Origin of the sequence: Bradyrhizobium sp. Ghvi (assembly GCF_900115265.1) — a bacterium.
Classification (GTDB): domain Bacteria; phylum Pseudomonadota; class Alphaproteobacteria; order Rhizobiales; family Xanthobacteraceae; genus Bradyrhizobium.
Genome location: NZ_FOVU01000017.1, coordinates 14,355 through 35,182, shown reverse-complemented (window position 1 = coordinate 35,182; position 20,828 = coordinate 14,355). Strand labels below are relative to the sequence as shown.

18 protein-coding genes are annotated in these 20,828 nt (G+C 64.2%); 7 read left to right on the top strand and 11 right to left on the bottom strand.

From position 1 onward, the window contains the following. Window positions 1-101: 101 nt before the first annotated feature. From BM374_RS34395 to BM374_RS34375, 5 genes are all read right to left on the bottom strand, one after another. On the bottom strand, window positions 102-1,442 hold the full coding sequence (locus tag BM374_RS34395) for an MFS transporter (protein ID WP_177248736.1): 1,341 nt from the start codon (window positions 1,440-1,442) through the stop codon (window positions 102-104). 133 nt (window positions 1,443-1,575) lie between these two features. Then, window positions 1,576-2,769, bottom strand: a complete 1,194-nt coding sequence (locus BM374_RS34390; protein WP_092302973.1) for a DUF1501 domain-containing protein — start codon at window positions 2,767-2,769, stop codon at window positions 1,576-1,578. A gap of 15 nt (window positions 2,770-2,784) precedes the next feature. After that, a complete protein-coding gene (locus tag BM374_RS34385) occupies window positions 2,785-4,257 on the bottom strand; it encodes a DUF1800 domain-containing protein (RefSeq protein ID WP_177248747.1) in 1,473 nt (490 codons plus the stop codon). Between the two features lie 235 nt (window positions 4,258-4,492). Further along, on the bottom strand, window positions 4,493-6,445 hold the full coding sequence (locus tag BM374_RS34380) for an SGNH/GDSL hydrolase family protein (RefSeq protein WP_092303056.1): 1,953 nt from the start codon (window positions 6,443-6,445) through the stop codon (window positions 4,493-4,495). A gap of 111 nt (window positions 6,446-6,556) precedes the next feature. Next, window positions 6,557-7,639: a lysylphosphatidylglycerol synthase transmembrane domain-containing protein gene (locus BM374_RS34375; protein WP_092302969.1), complete on the bottom strand. Its 1,083-nt coding sequence runs from the start codon at window positions 7,637-7,639 to the stop codon at window positions 6,557-6,559. Between the two features lie 423 nt (window positions 7,640-8,062). Between BM374_RS34375 and BM374_RS34370 the strand changes: the two genes are divergently transcribed. After that, window positions 8,063-8,569 carry a YciE/YciF ferroxidase family protein gene (locus BM374_RS34370; protein ID WP_092303054.1) on the top strand — a complete coding sequence of 169 codons (507 nt, stop codon included), beginning with the start codon at window positions 8,063-8,065 and terminating at the stop codon, window positions 8,567-8,569. Window positions 8,570-8,634: 65 nt separating this feature from the next. On the opposite strand, the gene BM374_RS34365 is transcribed toward BM374_RS34370, so the two are convergent. Beyond that, the gene (locus BM374_RS34365; RefSeq protein WP_244552800.1) at window positions 8,635-9,894 is read right to left on the bottom strand and encodes an MFS transporter; all 1,260 of its coding nucleotides are present in this window, start codon (window positions 9,892-9,894) and stop codon (window positions 8,635-8,637) included. Between the two features lie 186 nt (window positions 9,895-10,080). Between BM374_RS34365 and BM374_RS34360 the strand changes: the two genes are divergently transcribed. Together BM374_RS34360 and BM374_RS34355 are read left to right on the top strand one after the other, a co-directional pair. Continuing rightward, window positions 10,081-11,493, top strand: a complete 1,413-nt coding sequence (locus BM374_RS34360) for an MFS transporter (RefSeq protein WP_092303050.1) — start codon at window positions 10,081-10,083, stop codon at window positions 11,491-11,493. 104 nt (window positions 11,494-11,597) lie between these two features. Next, on the top strand, window positions 11,598-13,997 hold the full coding sequence (locus tag BM374_RS34355) for a bifunctional diguanylate cyclase/phosphodiesterase (RefSeq protein ID WP_092302967.1): 2,400 nt from the start codon (window positions 11,598-11,600) through the stop codon (window positions 13,995-13,997). A 4-nt stretch (window positions 13,998-14,001) separates the two neighbouring features. On the opposite strand, the gene BM374_RS34350 is transcribed toward BM374_RS34355, so the two are convergent. After that, window positions 14,002-14,436 (bottom strand): hypothetical protein, encoded by a 435-nt coding sequence (locus BM374_RS34350; RefSeq protein WP_092302965.1) that lies wholly within the window; start codon window positions 14,434-14,436, stop codon window positions 14,002-14,004. A gap of 65 nt (window positions 14,437-14,501) precedes the next feature. On the opposite strand from BM374_RS34350, the gene BM374_RS34345 reads away from it, so the two are divergent. Continuing rightward, window positions 14,502-15,089 (top strand): hypothetical protein, encoded by a 588-nt coding sequence (locus tag BM374_RS34345; protein ID WP_092303048.1) that lies wholly within the window; start codon window positions 14,502-14,504, stop codon window positions 15,087-15,089. A gap of 65 nt (window positions 15,090-15,154) precedes the next feature. Further along, window positions 15,155-15,745, top strand: a complete 591-nt coding sequence (locus tag BM374_RS34340; RefSeq protein WP_092302963.1) for a YdcF family protein — start codon at window positions 15,155-15,157, stop codon at window positions 15,743-15,745. A 12-nt stretch (window positions 15,746-15,757) separates the two neighbouring features. Here BM374_RS34340 and BM374_RS34335 read toward each other — a convergent pair whose 3' ends face one another. Next, on the bottom strand, window positions 15,758-17,101 hold the full coding sequence (locus BM374_RS34335; protein WP_092302962.1) for an aminotransferase-like domain-containing protein: 1,344 nt from the start codon (window positions 17,099-17,101) through the stop codon (window positions 15,758-15,760). 186 nt (window positions 17,102-17,287) lie between these two features. Here BM374_RS34335 and BM374_RS34330 point away from each other — a divergent pair, with 186 nt between their 5' ends. Then, complete coding sequence (locus tag BM374_RS34330) at window positions 17,288-17,524, top strand: DUF1127 domain-containing protein (protein ID WP_092302960.1); 237 nt, start codon at window positions 17,288-17,290, stop codon at window positions 17,522-17,524. 144 nt (window positions 17,525-17,668) lie between these two features. On the opposite strand, the gene BM374_RS34325 is transcribed toward BM374_RS34330, so the two are convergent. From BM374_RS34325 to BM374_RS34315, 3 genes are read right to left on the bottom strand one after another with little or no spacing between them, the layout of a single operon-like run. Further along, the gene (locus tag BM374_RS34325; protein WP_092302958.1) at window positions 17,669-18,130 is read right to left on the bottom strand and encodes a hypothetical protein; all 462 of its coding nucleotides are present in this window, start codon (window positions 18,128-18,130) and stop codon (window positions 17,669-17,671) included. 15 nt (window positions 18,131-18,145) lie between these two features. Further along, window positions 18,146-18,571 carry a universal stress protein gene (locus tag BM374_RS34320; protein WP_092303046.1) on the bottom strand — a complete coding sequence of 142 codons (426 nt, stop codon included), beginning with the start codon at window positions 18,569-18,571 and terminating at the stop codon, window positions 18,146-18,148. A 50-nt stretch (window positions 18,572-18,621) separates the two neighbouring features. After that, window positions 18,622-19,158, bottom strand: a complete 537-nt coding sequence (locus tag BM374_RS34315) for a SixA phosphatase family protein (RefSeq protein WP_177248735.1) — start codon at window positions 19,156-19,158, stop codon at window positions 18,622-18,624. 137 nt (window positions 19,159-19,295) lie between these two features. On the opposite strand from BM374_RS34315, the gene BM374_RS34310 reads away from it, so the two are divergent. Then, complete coding sequence (locus tag BM374_RS34310) at window positions 19,296-20,783, top strand: NAD(P)/FAD-dependent oxidoreductase (protein WP_092302954.1); 1,488 nt, start codon at window positions 19,296-19,298, stop codon at window positions 20,781-20,783. Window positions 20,784-20,828 lie beyond the last annotated feature (45 nt).

Genomic DNA, 20,828 nt, shown 5'->3' with positions numbered 1-20,828 from the left:
AAGGCGTTTCTCTGGCACTTCTAGCATCGATAATCCCCAAAACAAAGACGGCGGCCTTGGGAGCCGCCGTTGAGTTACCTGGTCAGCTCCCGCGGGAGCCCTCAGGAGGAACGTTTGAGCACCACCCGCTCGATCTTGCCGACCACCACGAGATAGGCGAATGCCGCCACCAGCGCGTTGAAGCCGACGAATACCAGCGCGCCGTTGAAGGAGCCCGTCGCGGCCACGATGTAGCCGATCACGATCGGCGTGGTGATCGAGGAGAGGTTGCCGAAGGAGTTGAACAGGCCGCCCGACACGCCGCCGGCCTCCTTGGGCGAGGTGTCGGAGACGACCGCCCAGCCGAGCGCGCCGATGCCCTTGCCGAAGAAGGCGAGCGCCATGAAGCCCACCACCAGCGCCCGGCCGTCGACATAGTTGCAGGCGATGATCGACATCGACAGCAGCATGCCGCCGACGATCGGGATCTTGCGTGCCATGGTCAGTGAGCCGGTCCTGCGCAGGATGGCGTCGGAGATGATACCGCCGAGCACCCCGCCAATGAAACCGCACAGCGCCGGCAGCGTCGCGACGAAGCCGGCTTGCAGGATCGAGAGGCCGCGCTCCTTGACCAGGTACACCGGGAACCAGGTCAGGAAGAAGTAGGTCAGCGTGTTGATGCAGTACTGGCCGAGATAGACGCCGAGCATCATCCGGTTGGAGAGCAGCTGGCGGATGTGCTCCCATTTCGGACCGGAGTCCGGCGCGCGCTCGTCCTTCGGCGCGTCGAGATCGACCAGCGCGCCGCCGTCCTTGATGTAATCGAACTCGGCTTCGTTGATCGAAGGATGTTCTTTCGGCCCGTAGACAGTCTTGATCCAGGCGAAGCCCATCACCACGCCGAGCCCGCCCATCACGAAGAACACGTAACGCCAGCCGTAATCATGCGCGATCCAGCCCATCAGCGGCGCGAAGATCACGGTGGCGAAATACTGCCCCGAATTGAAGAAGGCTGACGCGGTGCCGCGCTCATTGCCCGGAAACCAGGCCGCGACGATGCGGGCGTTGGCGGGAAAGGAGGGTGCTTCCGCGACGCCCACCAGCAGGCGAAGCGCGAACAGCACGGCGACCGCAGCGCCGGCGCTGAAGAAGCCGACCCAGCCTTGCATCATCGTGAACAGCGACCAGACGATGATGCTGAAGGCGTAGACGAGGCGCGAGCCGTAGCGGTCGAGCAGCCAGCCGCCCGGTACCTGCGCGACGACGTAGGACCAGCCGAAGGCCGAGAAGATCCAGCCCATCGCGACGGGATCGAGATGGAGTTCCTTGGAGAGGGCGGAGCCGGCAATCGACAGCGTGGCGCGGTCGGCATAATTGACTGTCGTGACCAGGAACAACATGGTCACGATGAACAGCCTGACGCGAGACCTCCTCACGTCCGCCGCGGACACCACTGCGCTCATCATGCGCCTCCTCAAGTCGAATGTTTCCTCAAGGCGACTCCTAGAGGCGCGCGCGGGAAAGTGTCCAAGTTGAAGGGGGTATCGATTGATGCCGTTTTTGAATTGATGGAACGGCAAGAGGAGGCGCTGGCAGCTAGACCAATGCCAGGTTCGTCGGATGCACGCCGGTGAAGATGCGCTGGAGGCTCTCGTTACCAAGGCCGAAGACATGACCGAACAGATCGGCAAACAGGGCGCGATAGTCGGTCAGCACGGGATAGTCGCGGTTCTGGAACAGATGCGGCTGCTCGACCTTGACCTGCTCGCCGAGGATACGGCCGCCGTTGATGCCGCCACCGAGCACCCAATAGACGCTGCCATGACCGTGATCGGTGCCGCGGTCGCCGTTCTCGCGGAAGGTGCGGCCGAATTCCGAGATCACGACGACCACCGTATCGCGCCACGCGGCCGGCCCGACTTCCTCGGAGAAGCCGACGAGGGCGCGACCGAGCTCACCAAGCCGGTCGGCGAGATAGCCGGTGGCTGCGCCCTGGTTGACATGGGTGTCCCAGCCGCCGACATCGACGAAGCCGAGATTGAACTGCTCGCGCATCAGGCGGCCGATGCGCCGCGCCGACAATTCGAAGCCACGCGGCGAGACCGCGCCGCGATTGGCGGCATTCATCTCCTCGGAGACCGATCGGTAGACGTCGTCGCGGACGCGAAAGCCCTCCGATACCGAGGAAGCGAGACTGGACTGCGCGTACATCCTCTTGATCAAATCGGCCTGGCGGTCGTCGACGCCCGGCTTTGCGACGTTGTTGATTCCAGTGTTCGGCACCTGTGATTTGCCGCGGAAGATCAGCGGCAGCTGATCGGTGAAGGCGATCGGCTTGACGCGCGTCAGCTCAGCGGCGAGACGGCTCATGAAGCCCGAACGATAGTCGCGCGAGCCGCCGGCAGACTGGCCGAGCTCGATCGTGTCCTGGGTTTCGAAATGGCTTCGGGTCAGATCGTCGCTGGTGCCGGCGAAGGGAATGAAGGCGATCTCGCGCTTGGCCCAGAGCGGATAGATGCTGTCGCGCAAAGCCGGATGCAACCCCCAGTCGGCGTCGAGCGCGAGCGCGGCGTTGGGATTGCCGACGTCGGGCTTGGCGATGGCGAGCGTCGGCCGCGATGTGCGGTAAAAGTCGCTCGAGACCGGTACCACGACATTGGCCGCATCATAAGCGCCGCGCAAAAACACCACCAGCATGCGCGCGTCGGTCGCCGGCGCAGCCCAGACGCGGCCCGCCACCGTGAGCGGAGCGAGGGCGGCAAAGGTCTTGATCAGCTCGCGGCGGTTCATGACGATCTCCGTGGCTCAGTGCATGAATTCCGGTGATGACAGGAAAAGCGTGTTCCAGTCCTGCGGTGAAATCGCCCGGTCGAGCGATGCCAGCGTCGCCGGGCCGAGAGTCTTGCGAAGGCCGTTGAAGTAGAGCGCATTCTGCAGGAGCGGGAACGCGGGCTGTTCGACCGGGTTGGGACCGTCGGATTTGAACAGGCCGGACGAGCCCGATCCGATCTGACGTGCGATCTCGAAGCGAACCATCATTTGTCCGGGGCCGTTCCACGCCGCCGACGTCAGCGCATAGCCGTCCGGCGTCTCGTGGTTGAACAGGCCTTCGCCCAGGCGATTGATCCAACCCTGGATCGGTGCGGTATTCAAGATCACCCTGTCGTCATAGGCGAGGCGGACTGCCGAGAGCACATATTGCACCGGATCCTTGAAGCGCGTGCCAGGCTTCAGCGCAGCCTCGAATTCGCTCGAATGGATCATTGTTGCGAGGACCGAGGCGATGTCGCCGTCGGTGGATTTGAATGTCTGGGCCATCCGCTGCACGAGTACTTCCGGCGGATTGTCGGAGACGAAGTAGGTCGCGATCTTGCGCGACAGATGGCTTGCGGTCGCGGGATGATGGACCAGGATGTCGATGGCTTCATCGACCTCGGCGAGCCCACGTCCTCTGATCGTGTGGCCGAGAAAGGTCTTGTCGCTGTAGTCGTGACGGGATGGATTGAATTCGAAGGCGCCCTCGCGCACCAGCTGGGACTGCAATTCCGGCTTGAGTTTCGGATCTTCCGGCCGGGTGTCGATGCCCACCCCGGTGAGGATCTTCGCCAACGCCTCGACGTCGGCCTGCGTGTAGCCGGAGCCGACGCCCATGGTGTGCAGCTCCATGATCTCGCGGGCGTAGTTTTCGTTCAGGTGACCAGCCGCGTTGTCGGCATTGTCGAGGTAGCGCAGCATCGCGGGGTGATGCACGGTCGCCGCGAGCAGGTCGCGAAACTTGCCGAGCGAATTGGGCCGGATGGCGTGATCGACGTAGTCGCCGACCAGTACGCGCAGATTCGACTTGTACTGGTGGACGTTGAAGTGATTGAACCAGAACCAGACCATGCGCTCGCGCAGCTGGTCGGGCGCGTAGAGCGCGTGCAGGATGGTGCGCGCCGCGGCCTGCCTGGCGCGATCGTTCATCGCCTGCTGAAACACCTGCTGCGCCGCCTTTTTCTGGTCGAGATCGGCGACCTGGTTGGCGCTCCTGGATTGCTGTTCGAAGGCGACCGCAATGTCGAACGGGAAGCGGTGTACGTCGGGCATTGCTTCGATCTGCGCCTTGGCAGCTTCGGGCAATGCGGGATTGCCTGCCGGGTGCAACTGCTCCTGGAGCCAGCGCTCGGCACCGATGCCGCGCATGTGCGCGGCACTCGAGGTGCTCACGCCGAAAGTCAGCCGATCGAGCAAAGCGAGATCATGCGGGTTGAGGTCGTCGGCACGGGCGATGTTCGGCATCAGGCCTGTGGAGAGCGCCAGGAGCGCCGCGAGGCGGGACCGGCGCAGCCGACGAAATGCGCTTCTGCTATCCACGATCGGTCCCGGCGGGTTCGGGCTGCATGAGGATGTCCGCATCACACGATGCGTGCATCATCATGCGCCGGTCGGCTGAACCTGGCCTGAATAGAATGGACTCAATTGACGGCAGCGCCATCAATTTCCAGCGAGCGGCGCCCGGTTCCCGCGCCGCCGGCTATCGCTGCGCACCCGGCAGGAGCGGAGCCAACAGTCCGCGCGTGACGCTTGGCGGCACGGCGTCGAGGCCAAGCACTGTGCTGGCGGCAGGCAGCGTCGCATCCGCCATCGCGGCGTGACCTTCGGCGCTGGGGTGCACGGCACCACCATAGACGGCCGAGAGCACGCCCCAGGTCGCGTCGTGGATGTCGGTCGGCTGACTCGCCGCCGGCAGGCCTTGCGGATAAGTCATCGCCGCGAAATAGCTGTCGTTGGCGTCGCGAATCCAGCGCGCGCGCGGCAGATAGGCGCGATACTCGGAGGCGCCGCGGCCGCACAACATCGGCTGGCTTGCCGCGCTGACGATGTCGGGGTTGAAGCTCTGGCCATTCTCGGCAAAGCAGGTGCGATCGAATTCGGGATCGCTGCCAGCATGGGCACAGAAGCCATGATCGGCAAACGCAGCCTGATGCGCATCGACGAAGGTCATGCGGTCGGCCTCGGGATCGCGGCATAACGCACCGCGTGTACAGGTGGCGAGCCCCTTCAGCTGCGGCAGGAATTCGGTGTCGACGAAGGTCGAGACGCGGGCGAGCCGCTGCGGATCGGCGTTGAAGGCGGGATGGATGTCGAAGCCGGCGCGGCCGCCGCGGCAGGGCACGCCGCCGTCGGCTAGTGCCGGATTGGCATAGGAGACGTAGATGACGTGCGAGAGGTCGCCGCCGACCAGCGGCTTCAGCGCCTCGCGTAGCTTGACGAAATTCTGCGGCAGTTCGCGCTGTAGCGCGTCACGGGAATCGTCGACGCTCGCCATCACGCCGGAGCGGCGGAATAGCGCACGCTCGGTGGTGGTATCGACGATGACGTCGGCGACGAGGCCGGAGAAATAGACGTCGTTGGCACCGATCGAAAGCAGCACGAGATCGAGGTTGCGGTCCGGCTGTCGCTTCTTCGCGGCACTGAGCGCTTCGCGCAGCTCGGCGACCTGCGCGTTCACGCTGGTGCTGCAGACGCCGAACTTGCCCGGCGGGCATTCGCGAGCGCGCTGCGAACCTAGCAGTCCGTCGCTGATGCTGGCGCCGGTGCAGGCGAGCGGCAGATAGGTGACGGCGATATGGGTGTAGCGCACCGCGAGCGCGAGCGCGGTGCGGGTTTGGTAGCTGTAGAGCGAACGATGACAGGGCGAGTTGAACCAGAGCGCGCTGTGACGCTGCCAGTTGGCGAGCGTATCCGGAGCCTCGCAGGCGCGGCCGCCCTTGAAGCCGGCGCGGCTCGGCCGGTAATACTGTCCGCCTGCGGTGCCGAGATAGGAGCGGAAGCAAAAGCCTTCGTCGGAGAGTGCCAGCGGCTTGTCCGGATTGCCTTCGCCGGAGGCGATGCTGTCGCCAAGGCCGGCAATGAAGATGTCGCGAACCTGGATCTCGGTCTGGATGCGCTGGCTCGGATCGGAGCCGGAGGAGACGTCGACGGTCGCCACCGTCTGCTTGCCGTAGCGCACCCGCAGATTAATCGGCTCGGCGCAGTCGAAGGTCGAGGTCTGCGGTCCGTCGCCGTCGTCGAACGACCAGGCGCAGATGGCGCCGACCGGCACCGCGCCGGTCAGGCGCACCGTGATGGGGTGGTCGATCGGGGTGATGTAGTTCTCTTTGACGTTGTCGCGAGTGCAGGGCTGGTTGACCCGACCCTGGAGGTCGATGCAGAGCCGGTTGACCATGTTGCGAGCCCAGCCGCGGCCCTCGCTCTGGAGCTCCAGCGACTGTTCGGCTGCGAGGATGCTGCGGTTGCGCGCATTCTCCACATGCAGCAGGAAGTCGCGCTCTTCCCGGAAGAGGCGGAAGCGGTTGCGGACCTCCCAATTGATCTGCAGGGCGCCGCCATCCTGGGCGGCTGCGGGCCGAAGCGGAAAAACCGAGAGGAGCCCGGCCAGCAGCAGGGCGCCCGCGAAAGATCGACGAAGGGAAACAGGGATCATGATCCGCGTCTTCAACGGCAAAGTTGAGGCGGAAATAAGAGAGCATGGCTCGCCTGCCTGCAACCTTTGTCTGCCGCTTTCGCGGGCGGCCGTCGTGATCGCCGGTCAGCTTCACCGTTTGCTGGCTTGGCGCAGCGACCGCTCGTGCTCCATCGCAGTGACCTGCTTGGGCAGGTTGGCCTGCGCGCAGGCTTCCGCCAGTCGCCGCCGCTCCTGCCAGGGCTGGACGACGTTCATCCAGAGTTCGCGCGTGCCCATGATTGAGATGGCGAGACCGAACGGGATCACGAAATAGAGGATGCGGAAGACGAGCAAGGTCGCCAGCAGCTGCTCGCGGCCGAATTCGGGCAGCGCCACCAGCATTGCGGCGTCGAACACGCCGATCGAGCCGGGGGCATGGCTGGCAAAGCCCAGCAGCGTCGCCAGGATGAACACAACCGCGAGCGACAGGAAGTCGATCGGCGGATCGGCCGGAATCAGCAGGTACATCGCGAAGGCGCAGAAGCCGAGATCGACCACTCCGATCAAAATCTGCACCAGGGTCAGCGGCGCCGACGGCAGCACGACCTTCCAGCCCTTCTGGCCGAGCTCGCGGCGCTTCTCGCCCATGCCGAGCCAGACCAGATAGGCTGCGATTGAGCCGAGACCGCCGAACGCGATCAGCCGGTTGATCGACGACGGCAGCTGATCCATGTAGGAGGCCGCATCCGGGTGGATGGCCATGCCGATCGACAGCACGAAGATGTTACCAAGCCAGAAAGTCAGGCCGGACAGGAAGCAGATCTTGGCGACATCGATCGCATTCAGCCCATAGTCCGAGTAGATCCGGAATCGGATCGCTCCGCCGGTGAAAACCGTGGCGCCGATGTTGTGGCCGATCGAGTAGGACGTGAAGCTTGACAGCGCTGCGATGCGATAAGGCACGTGCTTCTTGCCAATCGTTCGCAGTGCAAAAAAGTCATAGAAAGTCAGCGTACAGAACGCGAAGAACACGCAAACCGCGGCAAGCCCGATATGCGCGCGGGGAATCTCGGTTAACGCGGTCAGGATGACGCCGGTATCGATGCCCTTGAGGGTTCGCAGCAGCGTGGTGACCGCGAAGGCGATGATCATCACGCTCGCGGCAATGCCCAGCCGTCGCCAGCCGATCCATCTCTTGAAGCCGCGTTTCAGCGCGGGCAGCAGTCCGTGCATTCATCCTCCCGGCGGGGGGCAGATCCGACCCGGCCAGACATTGGCAGATCGGCTACGATCGTGGCCAAAGGCAGGCGTCGATCGCAAGACATGATACAGCTCATTTAAGGCAAAACCGGCGGCTTGTGCAGCCCTTGACAACAATAGGTTCTACGTCGGACCGGCCGGTCTTGTCACACGCGGTTCATATCGGGCGCGTTAAGCATATGAATCGCGACAGCAACTCGGGTCCCGCGTCCGTACATTAACATCGTTCCATATCCCGGCCCGCCGTCATTGTTCCAGCTCAAGTCACATGCGCTGTTTCGGAACGTCGATGCCGCGTGTTCGTTAGGCCCCCATCAGCAATCGAACATGGCGAAATATGCGGCTTTCGTGCAGGCCGGCGCCGCCGTGTTCCCGAAACCGAAGAGGACCGGAACGATGGGACTGTTCACAAAAGACATCAAGACCATGAACGATCTGTTCGTGCATCAGCTCCAGGACATCTATTACGCCGAGCAGCAGCTCACCAAGGCGCTGCCGAAAATGGCAGAAAAGGCTAACGATCCGCAGCTCAAGCAGGGCTTTTTGACGCACCTTGAGGAAACCAAGCAGCACGTCAAGCGGCTCGAGGAAGTGTTCAAGATGCACGGCGCCCAGGTGAAGGCGGTGGATTGCCCGGCGATCGACGGCATCATCGAGGAGGCCGATGAGACCGCGGGCGACGTCGCGGACAAGGCGGTGCTCGACGCAGCCCTGATCAACGCGGCGCAGGCCGCCGAGCACTACGAGATCGTCCGCTACGGCAGTCTGATTGCTTGGGCCAAGCAGCTCGGCCGCAACGACTGCGCCACCGTGCTGGCCAAGACGCTCGAGGAAGAGAAAGCAACGGACAAGAAGCTGACGTCGCTGGCCGAGAGTAAGGTCAACCTGCGGGCGGCAAGCTAAAGGGCCGGAGAGCCTCTGTCTGGAGACGCCGCGCATCCCGCGCGGCGTCTCTTTTTCGGCTGGGTCTAGTCGGTCTGGTATTTCAGCCCGAACACCAGCGCGACAACGGCAAAGAGCGCAATGGTCGTGGCGAAGACCAGGCTCGCCACCGTCGAACTGATCAGGGTCGAGAGCACGCCAATTCCGATCACCGGAAGCGCGTTGCCGAGAAAGCAGCAGATGAAATAGGCCGACACCACTTCGGCGCGACGATCGTTCGGTGCGATCTGATTCACCACCTGCAGGCTGCCGCGATAGCCGAGACCCGCTGCCACGCCGCAGGTCGCGGTCGCCACGATCATGACGCCGAGCGATTCCGCGAACTGCGCCGTCACGACTAGAACAAGGCTCGGCAACATCAGGCCGAGCGACCATAGCATTGCAGCGCGGCTCGACATCGACCGCGTCAGGGCAATGACGAGTGCAACGGCAGAAGCAAGCTCGAGGAAGATCGCGCCGGCGACCGCGTGGCTGGTGACATGCAACTCACCAGCGAGAACGCTCGGCGCGAGCGCGGCGAAAAAGGCGACGAGCGCCATGGCGCCGAAGCCTGTGACGGCGGGCGCGACGAATTTGGGCCGGATCGACGGCGGCACGCCGGCGCGCGGCCGCACCGACAGCTGCGCGAGAGCGGCGAAGGGACGTCTGACGGTTTCGCGCGCGAAGGCGAGAAGCGCCGCGACGACGACCAGCACCGCGAGATAGACGATGAACGGCGTTCGCAGAGGGAGTGCAACATACTCGGCGAGCAAGCCGGCGATCAATGCGCCGAGACCGAGACCGGCGAAGTTCGCGATCGTTGCAATCACGGTGGCACGGGAGCGGTCCTGTTCGGCGATCAGTTCCGCAAGCCAAGCAGTGCCGGTTCCGGCGCCGATCCCGATCGCAAGTCCGCTCAGCACCCGCGCAACGTAGAGCGAAGCGATTCCTTGCGCGAACAGGAACACGAGGGCGCCCACGATGGCGATGCCGATGGCAATGACCCCAGTGCGCCGCCGCCCGACCTGATCGGACATCCGGCCGAACATCAGGAGTGCGGTCAGATTGCCGACGACGTAGACGGCATAGATCAGCGTCAACGTGATCTGAGAGAAACCCAGCTGCTGCTTGTAGATGACGTAGAGCGGGGTTGCGACCGTACTGCCGGCGAACAGGGCCCCGATCATGCTCCCGACAGCAATGATGGTTGCCGTCTTGCCGAACTCCGATCGTGCGCCTGACGAAACCGAGGTGTTGCCAATTGTTGCCATGACTTTCACTACCTTGACGAGAAGATATAGGAACACGAAGCGATCTCGCGCCGTTCCCATGCCTCCGCGCGGATGGGGCTTGCACGACAAGCAGAGCACGACGTTCGCGGAGATCCGGCGCAGGACATGATTGATTCCGCGATGACGTTTCGATCAGAACCGAAGCGTCGTCACGCAACGAAGGCCTAACGGTGGCGTTCACCTGCAAACATGAGGTGGATCATGCCGGCAGACTCTCTTCAGCTGCATTCCTTTCCGAAAGCCTGGAACACGCGAGGCGCGCAGGCTGCGTCCGCTCTGACGTTGGCTGCAATGAGCCTTGGCTATGGCGTCGTGCAACTCGACGTCACCATCGTCAACACCGCGCTCGAGGCGATGAGCAAGACGCTGGGCGGCGGCGTCGCCGAATTGCAATGGGTGGTGAGCGCCTACACCATCGCCTTCGCCGCCTTCATCCTGACGGCCGGCGCGCTCGGTGATCGCATCGGAGCCAAGCGGATCTTCATGGCGGGGTTTGCGATCTTCACCGCGGCCTCTCTGGCGTGCGCGCTGTCGCCCAATGCCATTGTGTTGATCGGCGCGCGACTGGTTCAGGGGTTGGCGGCGGCGATCCTGGTGCCGAATTCGCTCGCGCTGTTGAACCATGCCTATACCGACGATCGTGCGCGCGGCCGTGCCGTCGCGGTTTGGGCTGCCGGCGCGAGTCTGGCGCTGACGGCCGGTCCCTTCGTCGGCGGCACGTTGATCACCCTGGTCGGCTGGCGCGCGATCTTCCTTGTCAATCTGCCCATTGGGCTCGCCGGCTTGTGGCTGAGTTGGCGCTACGCCAGCGAGACCACGCGGGCGCGTTCGCGCGAGGTCGATCTGCCCGGCCAGCTTGCCGCGATCGGCGCGCTTGGGTCGCTCGCGGGCGCAATCATCGAAGCCGGCGCGCTCGGCTGGGACCATCCGGCCGTGCTCGCGGCATTCGTGGCCTCGGCGGTGCTTGCGGCGCTGTTTGTCTGGCGCGAGAGCCGCGCGGCTCAGCCGATGCTGCCGCTGTCATTGTTCGGTCACCGGCTGTTTACCCTCACCACGATCGTCGGTCTCCTCGTCAATGTTGCGATCTATGGCCTTATCTTCGTGCTGAGCCTCTACTTCCAGCGGATCAACGGCCTATCGGCCTGGTGGACCGGGCTCGCCTTCGTGCCGATGATGGGGGCGGTGCTGCCGGTCAATCTGCTAGCCCCGCGGCTCGCCGAACGCATCGGCTCGTGCCAGACCATCGTCGTCGGCACCTGCACCTCCGCGCTCGGCTGCCTCGGCCTGGTCTGGATCGAGGCCGGGACGAGCTATTGGGCAATCGTTGCTCAAATGATCGCGATCAGCGGGGGCCTTGGCCTCTTGGTGCCGCCGCTGACTTCGACCTTGCTCGGTAGCGTCGAGAAGGCGCGGTCCGGTATCGCCGCCGGCGTCCTCAATGCGACGCGGCAGACGGGCAGTGTCCTTGGTGTCGCGCTGTTCGGCTCGCTGATCGCCTCCGACAGCGCCTTCATGACTGGCCTTCACCAATCGCTCATCATATCGGCAGCCGTGCTACTGATTGCGGCTGCCGTGATCGGCTTTGGTGCGAGGAGTTCAACACACACAATGTGAGCATCTGCACACAGTGTCTGTTCACCATTCCGGGAGCCAGTGCATAGCCGGTTACCGACTGTCTACCTCTGCCGGCTCTAGTGCGATTGGAAGAGGGGCCGGTAATGTATCAAGTTCTGTTTTGTCTCACGGACCAGCACGACTGGCGTCTGGTCGCGCTCGGCGGTGCAGTGTGCCTGCTCGCGAGCGCGGCGGCGATCAGCCTGTTTCACCGCGCGCGAGCAGCGCGCGGTGGCGCTCGACTGGTGTGGATCACGCTGGATGCCATCGTGGCCGGCTGCGGCATCTGGGCAACCCACTTCATCGCGATGCAGGCCTACGGGCCTGGTGCAGGTGGCGCCTACAATATCCCGGTAACGGTCCTCTCGCTGATCTTTGCGATCGCCGTCACCTTCATGGGTATCAGCATCTCTGTTTCGACGACGCGCGGAGTACTGGTTGCGGTCGGTGGCGCCGTCGTTGGCGCAGGTGTGGCAGCGATGCACTACACCGGAATGATGGCATTCGAGATTCCCGCTCATGTCGGCTGGACCACCGCAACCGTGACGGTATCGATCTTGCTCGGCATCGTCTTTGGATCGTGCGCTCTATTCGTCGCCGGACGAGGCGATGGCATATCCAATGCGCTTGCCGCGACGATTCTGTTGACGATTGCCATTGTCTCACATCATTTCACCGCGATGGGCGCATTGGAATTGACGCCCGATCCCGCCATCGCGATCAGCGGGCTGTCGATCCCGCCGGCCTCGATGTCCTTCCTCACCGCGAGCGCCGCGGTGGCGATCATCGCAATCGCACTGGTTGCGGCGTTGCTTGACCGCCGCGCCAAGGGCGAACTGGGGCGCCAGCAGATCGTGCTGGACACCGCGCTGGAGAACATGTCGCAAGGACTCTGCATGTTCGACGCGACCGGAAAGATCATGCTGTTCAATGAGCGCTATGCGGCGATGCTCGGGCGCACCGGCATGGCGCTCACCGGACGATTACTGGTCGACGTGGTCAGGGAAGAACAGGCCGCGGGACAGTGGAAGGGCGATGCGGATGAATTTTTCGCGCGCCTCGTCGCCGACGCACGTGACGGCCGCACCACGACTGACGTTGTGACCAGGTTCGACCGCTCGATCCGCGTCGTCAACCAGCCGATGCAGGGGGGCGGCTGGGTCGCCACTTTTGAGGACATTACCGAATGGCTTGAGGCGCAGGCCAAGATTTCCCACATGGCGCGCCACGACGCGCTGACCAATTTGCCCAACCGCGTGTTGTTCCATGAACAACTTGAACAAGGACTTCGCCTGGCGGGTGCGAACGACCAACTTGCGGTGCTCTGCCTCGACCTGGATCATTTCAAGGACATCAACGACTCGCTCGGCCATCCGATCGGAGATGCGCTGCTGAAAGAGGTCGGACGCAGGTTGAAGGCCACTGTCGGCGACCACGACACTGTCGCCCGCCTCGGCGGTGACGAGTTCGCCGTCGTCCAGATCGGGCGCTCGGAAGAGGCTGCCGCGCGAGCGCTCGCCGGCCGACTTGTGGAGGTGATCTCCGCGCCTTACGAGATCGACGACCACCAGATCGTGATCGGTGTCTCGATTGGCATCTCGCTGTCGCCGCAGGACGGCAGCGATCCCGATGAGCTGTTGAAAAATGCGGACCTCGCGCTGTATCGCGCCAAGGCCGATGGCCGCGGCACCTATCGCTTCTTCGAGACCGGCATGGATGCGCGCGCGCAGGCGCGGCGCCTTTTGGACATGGATCTGCGGGCGGCGCTCCAGCGAAATGAGTTCCAGCCCTACTATCAGCCGATCCGCGATGTTGCCAGCGACCGCGTCGTCGCCTTCGAAGCGCTGCTGCGCTGGAACCATCCGCAGCGCGGCCTGATCTCGCCCCTCAACTTCATTCCGCTTGCCGAAGAGACCGGCCTGATCATCCAGCTCGGCGAGCTCGTGTTGAAAGCAGCCTGCGCGGATGCCACGACCTGGCCGGCTGACATCGGCGTTGCAGTCAACCTCTCGCCGGTGCAATTCAGGAATCCGAACCTGATTGCATCCGTGACCGAGGCGCTGGAGCACTCCGGGCTCGCGTCGGGCCGCCTTGAACTCGAGATCACCGAATCGGTGCTGCTCCAGAACAGCGAGGCGACGCTGACCACGCTGCACGAGCTGCGCGCCATGGGCGTGCGGATCTCACTCGACGATTTCGGCACCGGCTATTCCTCGCTGAGCTATTTGCGGAGCTTCCCCTTCGACAAGATCAAGATCGATCGCTCCTTTGTGTCCGAACTTGCGACGCGCCAGGATTCGGTGGCGATCATTCGCGCCGTGACCGGCCTTGGCCGCAGCCTCGGCATCGTTACCACGGCTGAGGGCGTCGAGAATGACGCACAGCTCGAACTGCTCCGACGCGAGGGTTGCACTCAGGCGCAGGGCTATCTGTTCAGCCACCCGCGACCGGCTTCCGACGTCGCGATGATGCTGCACGGACCTAAGCTGCGCGCTACAGGCTGACCGGCTAACCCCGGCGCAGCGCGAAATGCGCGCCGCAGAATGCCATCACGGCGCCGAGACACAGCGCGGCGAGTCCCGCGAGCACGCCGGATACAGTGGGAATCGGGCTCGGCGCCGAGGCCGCCTGTCCGGCGCCCGCGAGCAGGAGCACGCCGACCGCGATCAGGAACTGGCGCATCCGTTGTGGAATCTGGCCGGAGACCGCGCTTTGCATCAACGTCGCGGTGAAATAGCCGCCGGAGAATCCGACCGTCGCAATCAGCCACCAGGCGATCGCCGCGCCCGTCGGCACGAACTCGCGCGTGTCGGCGCGCCAGAGGCCGCCGAGGTCGAGCCCGTAGCGCGCGCCCAGCATATGCACCGCGAGCGCGAGCAGCACGCCTGCGATCATGGCGGCCCCGAGAATCAGGCGGCGCGGAAAATAGATCGTCTCAGCCATGTCTCGCTTGTAGGATGGGGAAGGGCGATCGCGCAAGCGGATCGCAGACGGGATCGACGATCGAGATGCAGGTTTCGGACGCGCAAGTCGCCGCGATCACGAGTTATGCCTACAAGGCGTCGCTGATCGGCTCGGCGCATCGATTCGAGCTGACCGAGGAAGGGTTGTCCTGGCACATCGCCGGCCGCTCCGGCCTCTGGCGCTACGACGAGATCGGTGCAATCAGGCTGTCGTTCCGTCCGGTCTCGATGCAGCAGCATCGTTTTCGCGCCGACATCAGCCACATCAAGGGCGGCCGCATCGCGATCCTGTCGACGAGCTGGCAGACGGCGGCGCTGATGGCGCCGCAGGACAATGGCTTTCGGGAGTTCATCGTCGCACTGCACGCGCGGATGGCCAGGGCCGGCAGCCGGGCCGAGCTGACTGCCGGCCTTGGCGCTAAGACCTATGCGGCGGTGCTGGCGTTCATGGCGGTGCTGGCGGTGGCGATGGCCGGGCTACTGATCCGCGCGCTAGTGATCGGCGAATTCGCCGGCGTGCTGTTCATCCTCGGCTTTGCCGCGCTGTTTGCCTGGCAGGTCGGCGGCTTCGTCCGGCGCAACCAGCCGCGGCGCTATGGTTTCGAGCAATTGCCGCGGTCCTTGCTGCCGTAGCGCCTGCAATCGGCCGCAATCAAACGTGACTTCGCAGCCGCGCTTAGGTCCCGCATCCTGCTGCAATGAATCGCAGCACGCGCCTGCCGACGGCGGACGAGATCGCCGAGATCAATCGCACCCATCTGATCGACACCCCGCTTGCGCCGGCCGATCTGTTGTTCCTGTTCGGCACCCGCGAGGACGTTGCGCTACGCGTCGAGACCGCTGCGCGACTGTGGCGCGAAGGCTATTTCTCCTGGTCGATTGTCAGCGGCGGCGTGACCCCGGGCTCGGAGCAATCCGAATGTACGATCATCAAGGCGGCAATGGTCACCGCAGGCATTCCCGCAGATCGGATCCTTGAGGAGCACCGTGCGATGAATACCGGCGAGAACGTAATCCTTTCGCTGCCGGTCATCGACGCTGCACTCGGGCTTCCCAATATCCGCAGCGTGATCTGCCTCGGCAACACCTGGACTGCGCGCCGGTATCCGATGACGCTGCACCGGCACTGGCCCGAGGTGACGAAGCTGCTGCTCACCGTCGACAGCTTTGCGACGCCGCGTCCGCTCTGGCATACCGACGCCGAGTTTCGCCGGCGTGTCCTGCACGAATGGGACAAGATCGAGCCGTACAGGGCGATGGGCTTCATCGCGGAATGGCCGGAGGGCTGACCGCCAACGGGGCTATTCCGTCGAGTCGAAATCCTCCTCCTTGGTGCCGAGCAGCGACACGATGGTGCGGAGGCCGGAATCGAGCTGCTCGAACGAGGGCGGGGCGAGCGCGAGCCGCACGGCGTTCGGAGCATGGCCATGCGCGACTGCAAATGTCGAGGACGGCGTCAGTGCAATGCCGCGCCTCGCGGCCGCAGTAACGAAGGTCTGGGAGCGCCAGTGCGGCGGCAGTGTCAGCCAGAGATGATAGGAGCGCGCGTCGGCTGCGATCTGGTAGCCGGCGAGCAGCCGCGCCGCGGTCTGCTGGCGGCGGGCGGCGTCGATGCGCTTCAACCGCGTCAGCTCGGCAACGGTGCCGTCGGCCATCAATCGCTGTCCGGCGGCGAGCGCGTGGCCGGAGGCGATCCAGCCGCCGGTGCGGACCGCGCTCATCACGCTTTCGCGCAAACGAGGCGGCGCGACGAGAATGCCGAGCGCAAGTCCTGGCGCGACCTTCTTGGAGAGGCTGTCGAGCACGATGCAGCGGTCCGGCCCGAGCGCTGCGAGCGGCGTGTCGTCGGCGAGGAAGCCGTAGACGGTGTCCTCGATGATGGTGAGATCGAGCTTCTCGGCGACGCGCATGATGTCGGTGCGCCGTGTCGCGTTCATGGTGACGCCGAGCGGATTCTGGATGATCGGCTGGAGATACAGCGCCGACAGATGTGCTTCGCGATGCGCCTTCTGGATCGCGTCGGGCCGCGCGCCATGTTCGTCCATCGGGATCGGCACCAGCGTGATGCCGAGTCGCGCGGCGATGCTCTTGATGTATGGGTAGGTGAGGGCCTCGACGCCGCAGCGGCCGCCGGTCGGAACGAGCGCTGCGAGCGCGGCTGCGAGCGATTGCTTGCCGTTCGCGGTGAACACGATCTGCTCGGCCTGCGGCGCAAAGTCCTTGCGTGCGAGATAGGCGGCGGCGGCATTGCGCGCGCTCTTGGTGCCGGTGCTCGTCGAGCTACGCAGTACGGCTTCGAGCGCATCGACGCGCTCGAGCCCGGCAAGGCTCTTGGCGATCATCGCCCATTGCTGCGGCAGCAGGGGATAATTGACCTCGAAATCGATGCGCGCGTCGCGCGGCTCGCTGATGGTTTCGATTTGGCGCTTGATATCACCGGAGATGAAAGTGCCGCGGCCGACTTCGCCGATGACGAGCCCGCGGCGCAATAGCTCGGTATAAACACGGCTGGCGGTCGAGACCGCAATGCCCCGGTCATAGGCGAAATTGCGCTGCGGCGGCAGCCGGTCGCCGGGTCTTAACGTGCCCTTAGCGATATCTGCGGCAATGGCATCGGCAAGCTTCACGTACTCGAACTTTGACATTATTGCACCGAGAGCAATGTTTTACTTGCTCCGAGCAATGTACTGGAGCATTTAAGTTCCATCAAGGTCCGCGATTGAGCCGAGGTGAGCGAGAGCAATCCGACGGCAGATGAGGTGCAGGCGCTCACAGCGTTTGCGCCAACGGCAGCTGCTTCGCCGCGCGGGACACGAGGCCGGAGAACAAACATGACCACGATCTCGCAAACTGCCGGGCGGAGTTTACGCCCATCCTCGTCGAGCGGATTTTTTGCCAGGCTTGCTGGCGCCGCCTATGCTCTGTTCGATCGCCTGCAGCGCCGCACCGCCGTCAAGACGCTGAACGAGCTCGACGACCGCGCCTTGCGCGACATCGGGATCACCCGAAGCCAGATCGAGGACGCCGTCTACGGGCAGTTCAAGGCCGAGCTGAGGCGGTATCTGTGAGGCGATACGTCGCCGCCTGAAGACCTGGATGCCCGGGTCAAGCCCGGGCATGACGATGGTGTGATAGGCGACCGCCGTTTCCACATCGTCATTGCCAGCGCGCTCACCATCACAGCGGGACGAGAGTTCGAACCTCCGCGCGAACTAGGCCAATGCGGGTTTGGCCCACGCGCTACCGCAAGCTCGATCGTCGTCAGAGCGGTCAGGCCTGCGGCGAGGCCGCGTCGGAGCGGTGCGCTGCCGCCGATGCCGGATATCCAAGCGCTGCATCCGGGCTGTGACGCTGTCCGCGAGGGACTTGATGCGGGCTGCCGCCTGTTTGACGACGAACAGGATTGTCGTGACGCGGCTGAGCACGCCCATCAGGATCAGCACCGAGAAGATGTCGATATAGGCGAGGAAATCGCCAACCAGCATCAGCTCCGGCGGAATCGGAATCCTGTGGTAGTAAGCGAGCACGATGATCACGACGGGGATGAGGGCGATGATCTTCCGCACGGTCAGCCTGTCGAGCATCGCGGCGAATTGGACGACCAGCACCTCCCACAGCGCATCACCGATTGCGAGCGGGACCTCGTGAGTCCACCTGCGCCACCATTGCTTCACGACATGTCTCCGAGTTCAGTGTCGCACCACCAGCACAGAACATTTCGCGTAACGCACCACATGCCCGGCATTTGACCCGAGGAAGTAGGTGCGCATTGCCGGCCGGTGCGAGGTCATGACGATCAGGTCGGCCTTCATCTGCGTGGCTTCCTCGAGGATCTCGTGATAGATGCCGCCCTGCCGTACCACGCTGGAGATGTGGGCGGCGTCGATGCCGGATTCGCGCGCGACGATGGCGAGGGCCTCTTCGGAGGTCTGGCGCTGCTGTTCGTCGAAATCGGCCGGCACGTATTCGGCCAGCATCACCGGCGTCATCGGCAGCACGTTGAGCAGCCGGATCGATCCGCCCCAGTTCTGTGACAACGTTGCCGCGGTTTCGATCGCCGGCTTCGCCAGATCGGTGTCGGCGAGGTCGATGGGCACCAGGATGGACTTGAACATCTGCGCCTCCAAATCTTCCAGTCAGCACGTTTTGCCAGTACGTCGCGCGATCATCCCAGTCTAAGCAGCTTGGGGCTGACGAACAGCACCAGTTTGCCGCGGCGGTAGGCCACGTCACCCCAATCCTTGACGTCAAAGTCGAGGATCGCAAGTCCCGCGGTGGGCAGATTGTCGACGAGCGCCTTGGCGCTGGCGGGATCGCCGCTGCCCATCAGCATCAGGGCAGCCTCGTGCATGCCGGGATTGTGGCCGACCAGCAGCAAAGGCGCAGGGTTGGCCGGGATCGTTGCAGTGCGAATGGTTTCGAGAATCTGGGCGGGATCGGCGCCATAGAGGTCCGGCAGAATCTCGACCTGAGGCGCTGCGGCGCGGTCCTTCATGGCCTGCCAGGCGATGTCCCAGGTCTGGCGGGCACGGACGGCGTGCGACACCAGCACGGCCCTGGGCACGGGTGGATGGCTGGCGATCCAGTCGCCCATCTCGGCGGCATCCCGCTGGCCGCGTTCGTCGAGCCGGCGGTCCTGGTCGCGGCCGCTCGGCGCGTCGGTCTCGGTCTTGGCGTGACGCAGCAACATCAAACGGCGCATGGCATTCTCGAATCGTTCCACGTCCTGAATAATCTACAGGCTGGCGTTGAGGACAAGGTGACAAGCGCCCCGAATCCGGGTTTGTCGGGAGAGAAAACCGCTGCACGGTTTTCCGGATCATGCTCTAAGAAAACGACATGAGCGAGACTTTCACAAGCGTGTCCCAGGAAGAAGCCGGCTTTCGCGAACGTACCCGGCTATCGTTCGATCTCGATGCCGACATTTGCGTGATCGGGGCAGGGCTCGCCGGGCTTTCCATTGCGCTGGAGGCGGCCCGGTTAGGGGCGAGCGTCGCGGTGCTCGAGGGCCGCCATGTCGGTTGGAACGCCTCGGGCAACCAGCTCGGCACGGTGATGCCGGGTTTTGCGCTGCCCCTTACCGATTTGATCGAGCGCATCGGCTTCGAGGACGCCGGCGAATTGTGGTCGCTTTCGAAGGAGGGCGCCGAGTTCGTCCGTGCCAACGCCACTGAAGAGAACATGCCAGGCATCGGCCTTACGGATGGTGTGCTGGAAGTTTCCAACGTCGATGCCGGCGACCGGCTGATCAGCCGGCTCCAGATGTTGAACGAGGATTTCGACACCGAAGCCGAGGGCTGGCAAGTCGATCGCGTGCGCGAGGCGCTCAAGACCGATCGTTATTTCCATGGCGTCTATTACCCCAAGGCGTTCCAGGTCGACGGCCGCAAATATGTGCATGGCCTCGCCGCGCTGGCGCGGCGGGCCGGTGCGCGCATCTTCGAGGATACGCCTGTTGTCAGCATCGATCATTCCGGCATCCGCAAGCGCATCGTCACGCCGTCGGCGCGGCTGCGCGCGGGCCACATCGTGCTTGCCGGCAACATTCATCTGGGTGCGCCGTTGCGGCGCCTGTCGGAGACGCTGCTGCCGGTCTGGCGTTACGCCGGGATCACCGCGCCACTCGGCGAGCGCCTGCATGAGATCATCGGCTTCAAGGGATCGGTGATGGATTCCGACGGCGTCGATCATTTCCGCATCGTCGAAGGCGATCGACTGATGTGGGAGAGCCCGGAGACCACCTGGGCGGCGCGTCCACAGCGTTTTGCAGGCGGTGTCAAGCGTCGCATCCGGTCGATCTTCCCGCAGCTCGGCAATGTCGAGATCAGCGAGATGTTCGGCGGCGTCACCGGCCAGACCGTGCATGGCATGCCGCAGATCGGCCAGCTGCGCAAAGGCCTGTGGGTGGCAAGCGGCTTCGGCCGCCAGGGAATGAACACGTCCGCCTTGGCTGGGCAGCTGATTGCGCGCAGCATCCTGTGGGGCGACGAACGCTGGAAGCTGTTCTCGCCGTTCGAACTGGTTTGGGCTGGCGGACTAACTGGCCGGGTCGCGGGTCAGTTGGTGGGTATGTGGGGCAGGGCGAGTTCCGCTGCCGCGGGGTCGCTTGCCCGCTACCGCGAACGGGCGCGGGTGAAGGACAGGGAACGCGAGGCGCGGCTGGCCGAGGCAAACCGGGCCGCCGGCACCGGTCCGCGCCATCAGCCCTCAGGGGTTCGGCCGCGGACGGCCCCGCCGGCTGCGCCGGAGGCGGTGGAACCGGTCGCCCAAGAGACGATTCAGGAGACCGCCCAAGAGACCGACCAAGAGCAGGGCGTCGCGCAATAAGGGCGCGAAAAATCCTGCCTGAAAGTGTAACGTTCCCCGTTAGAG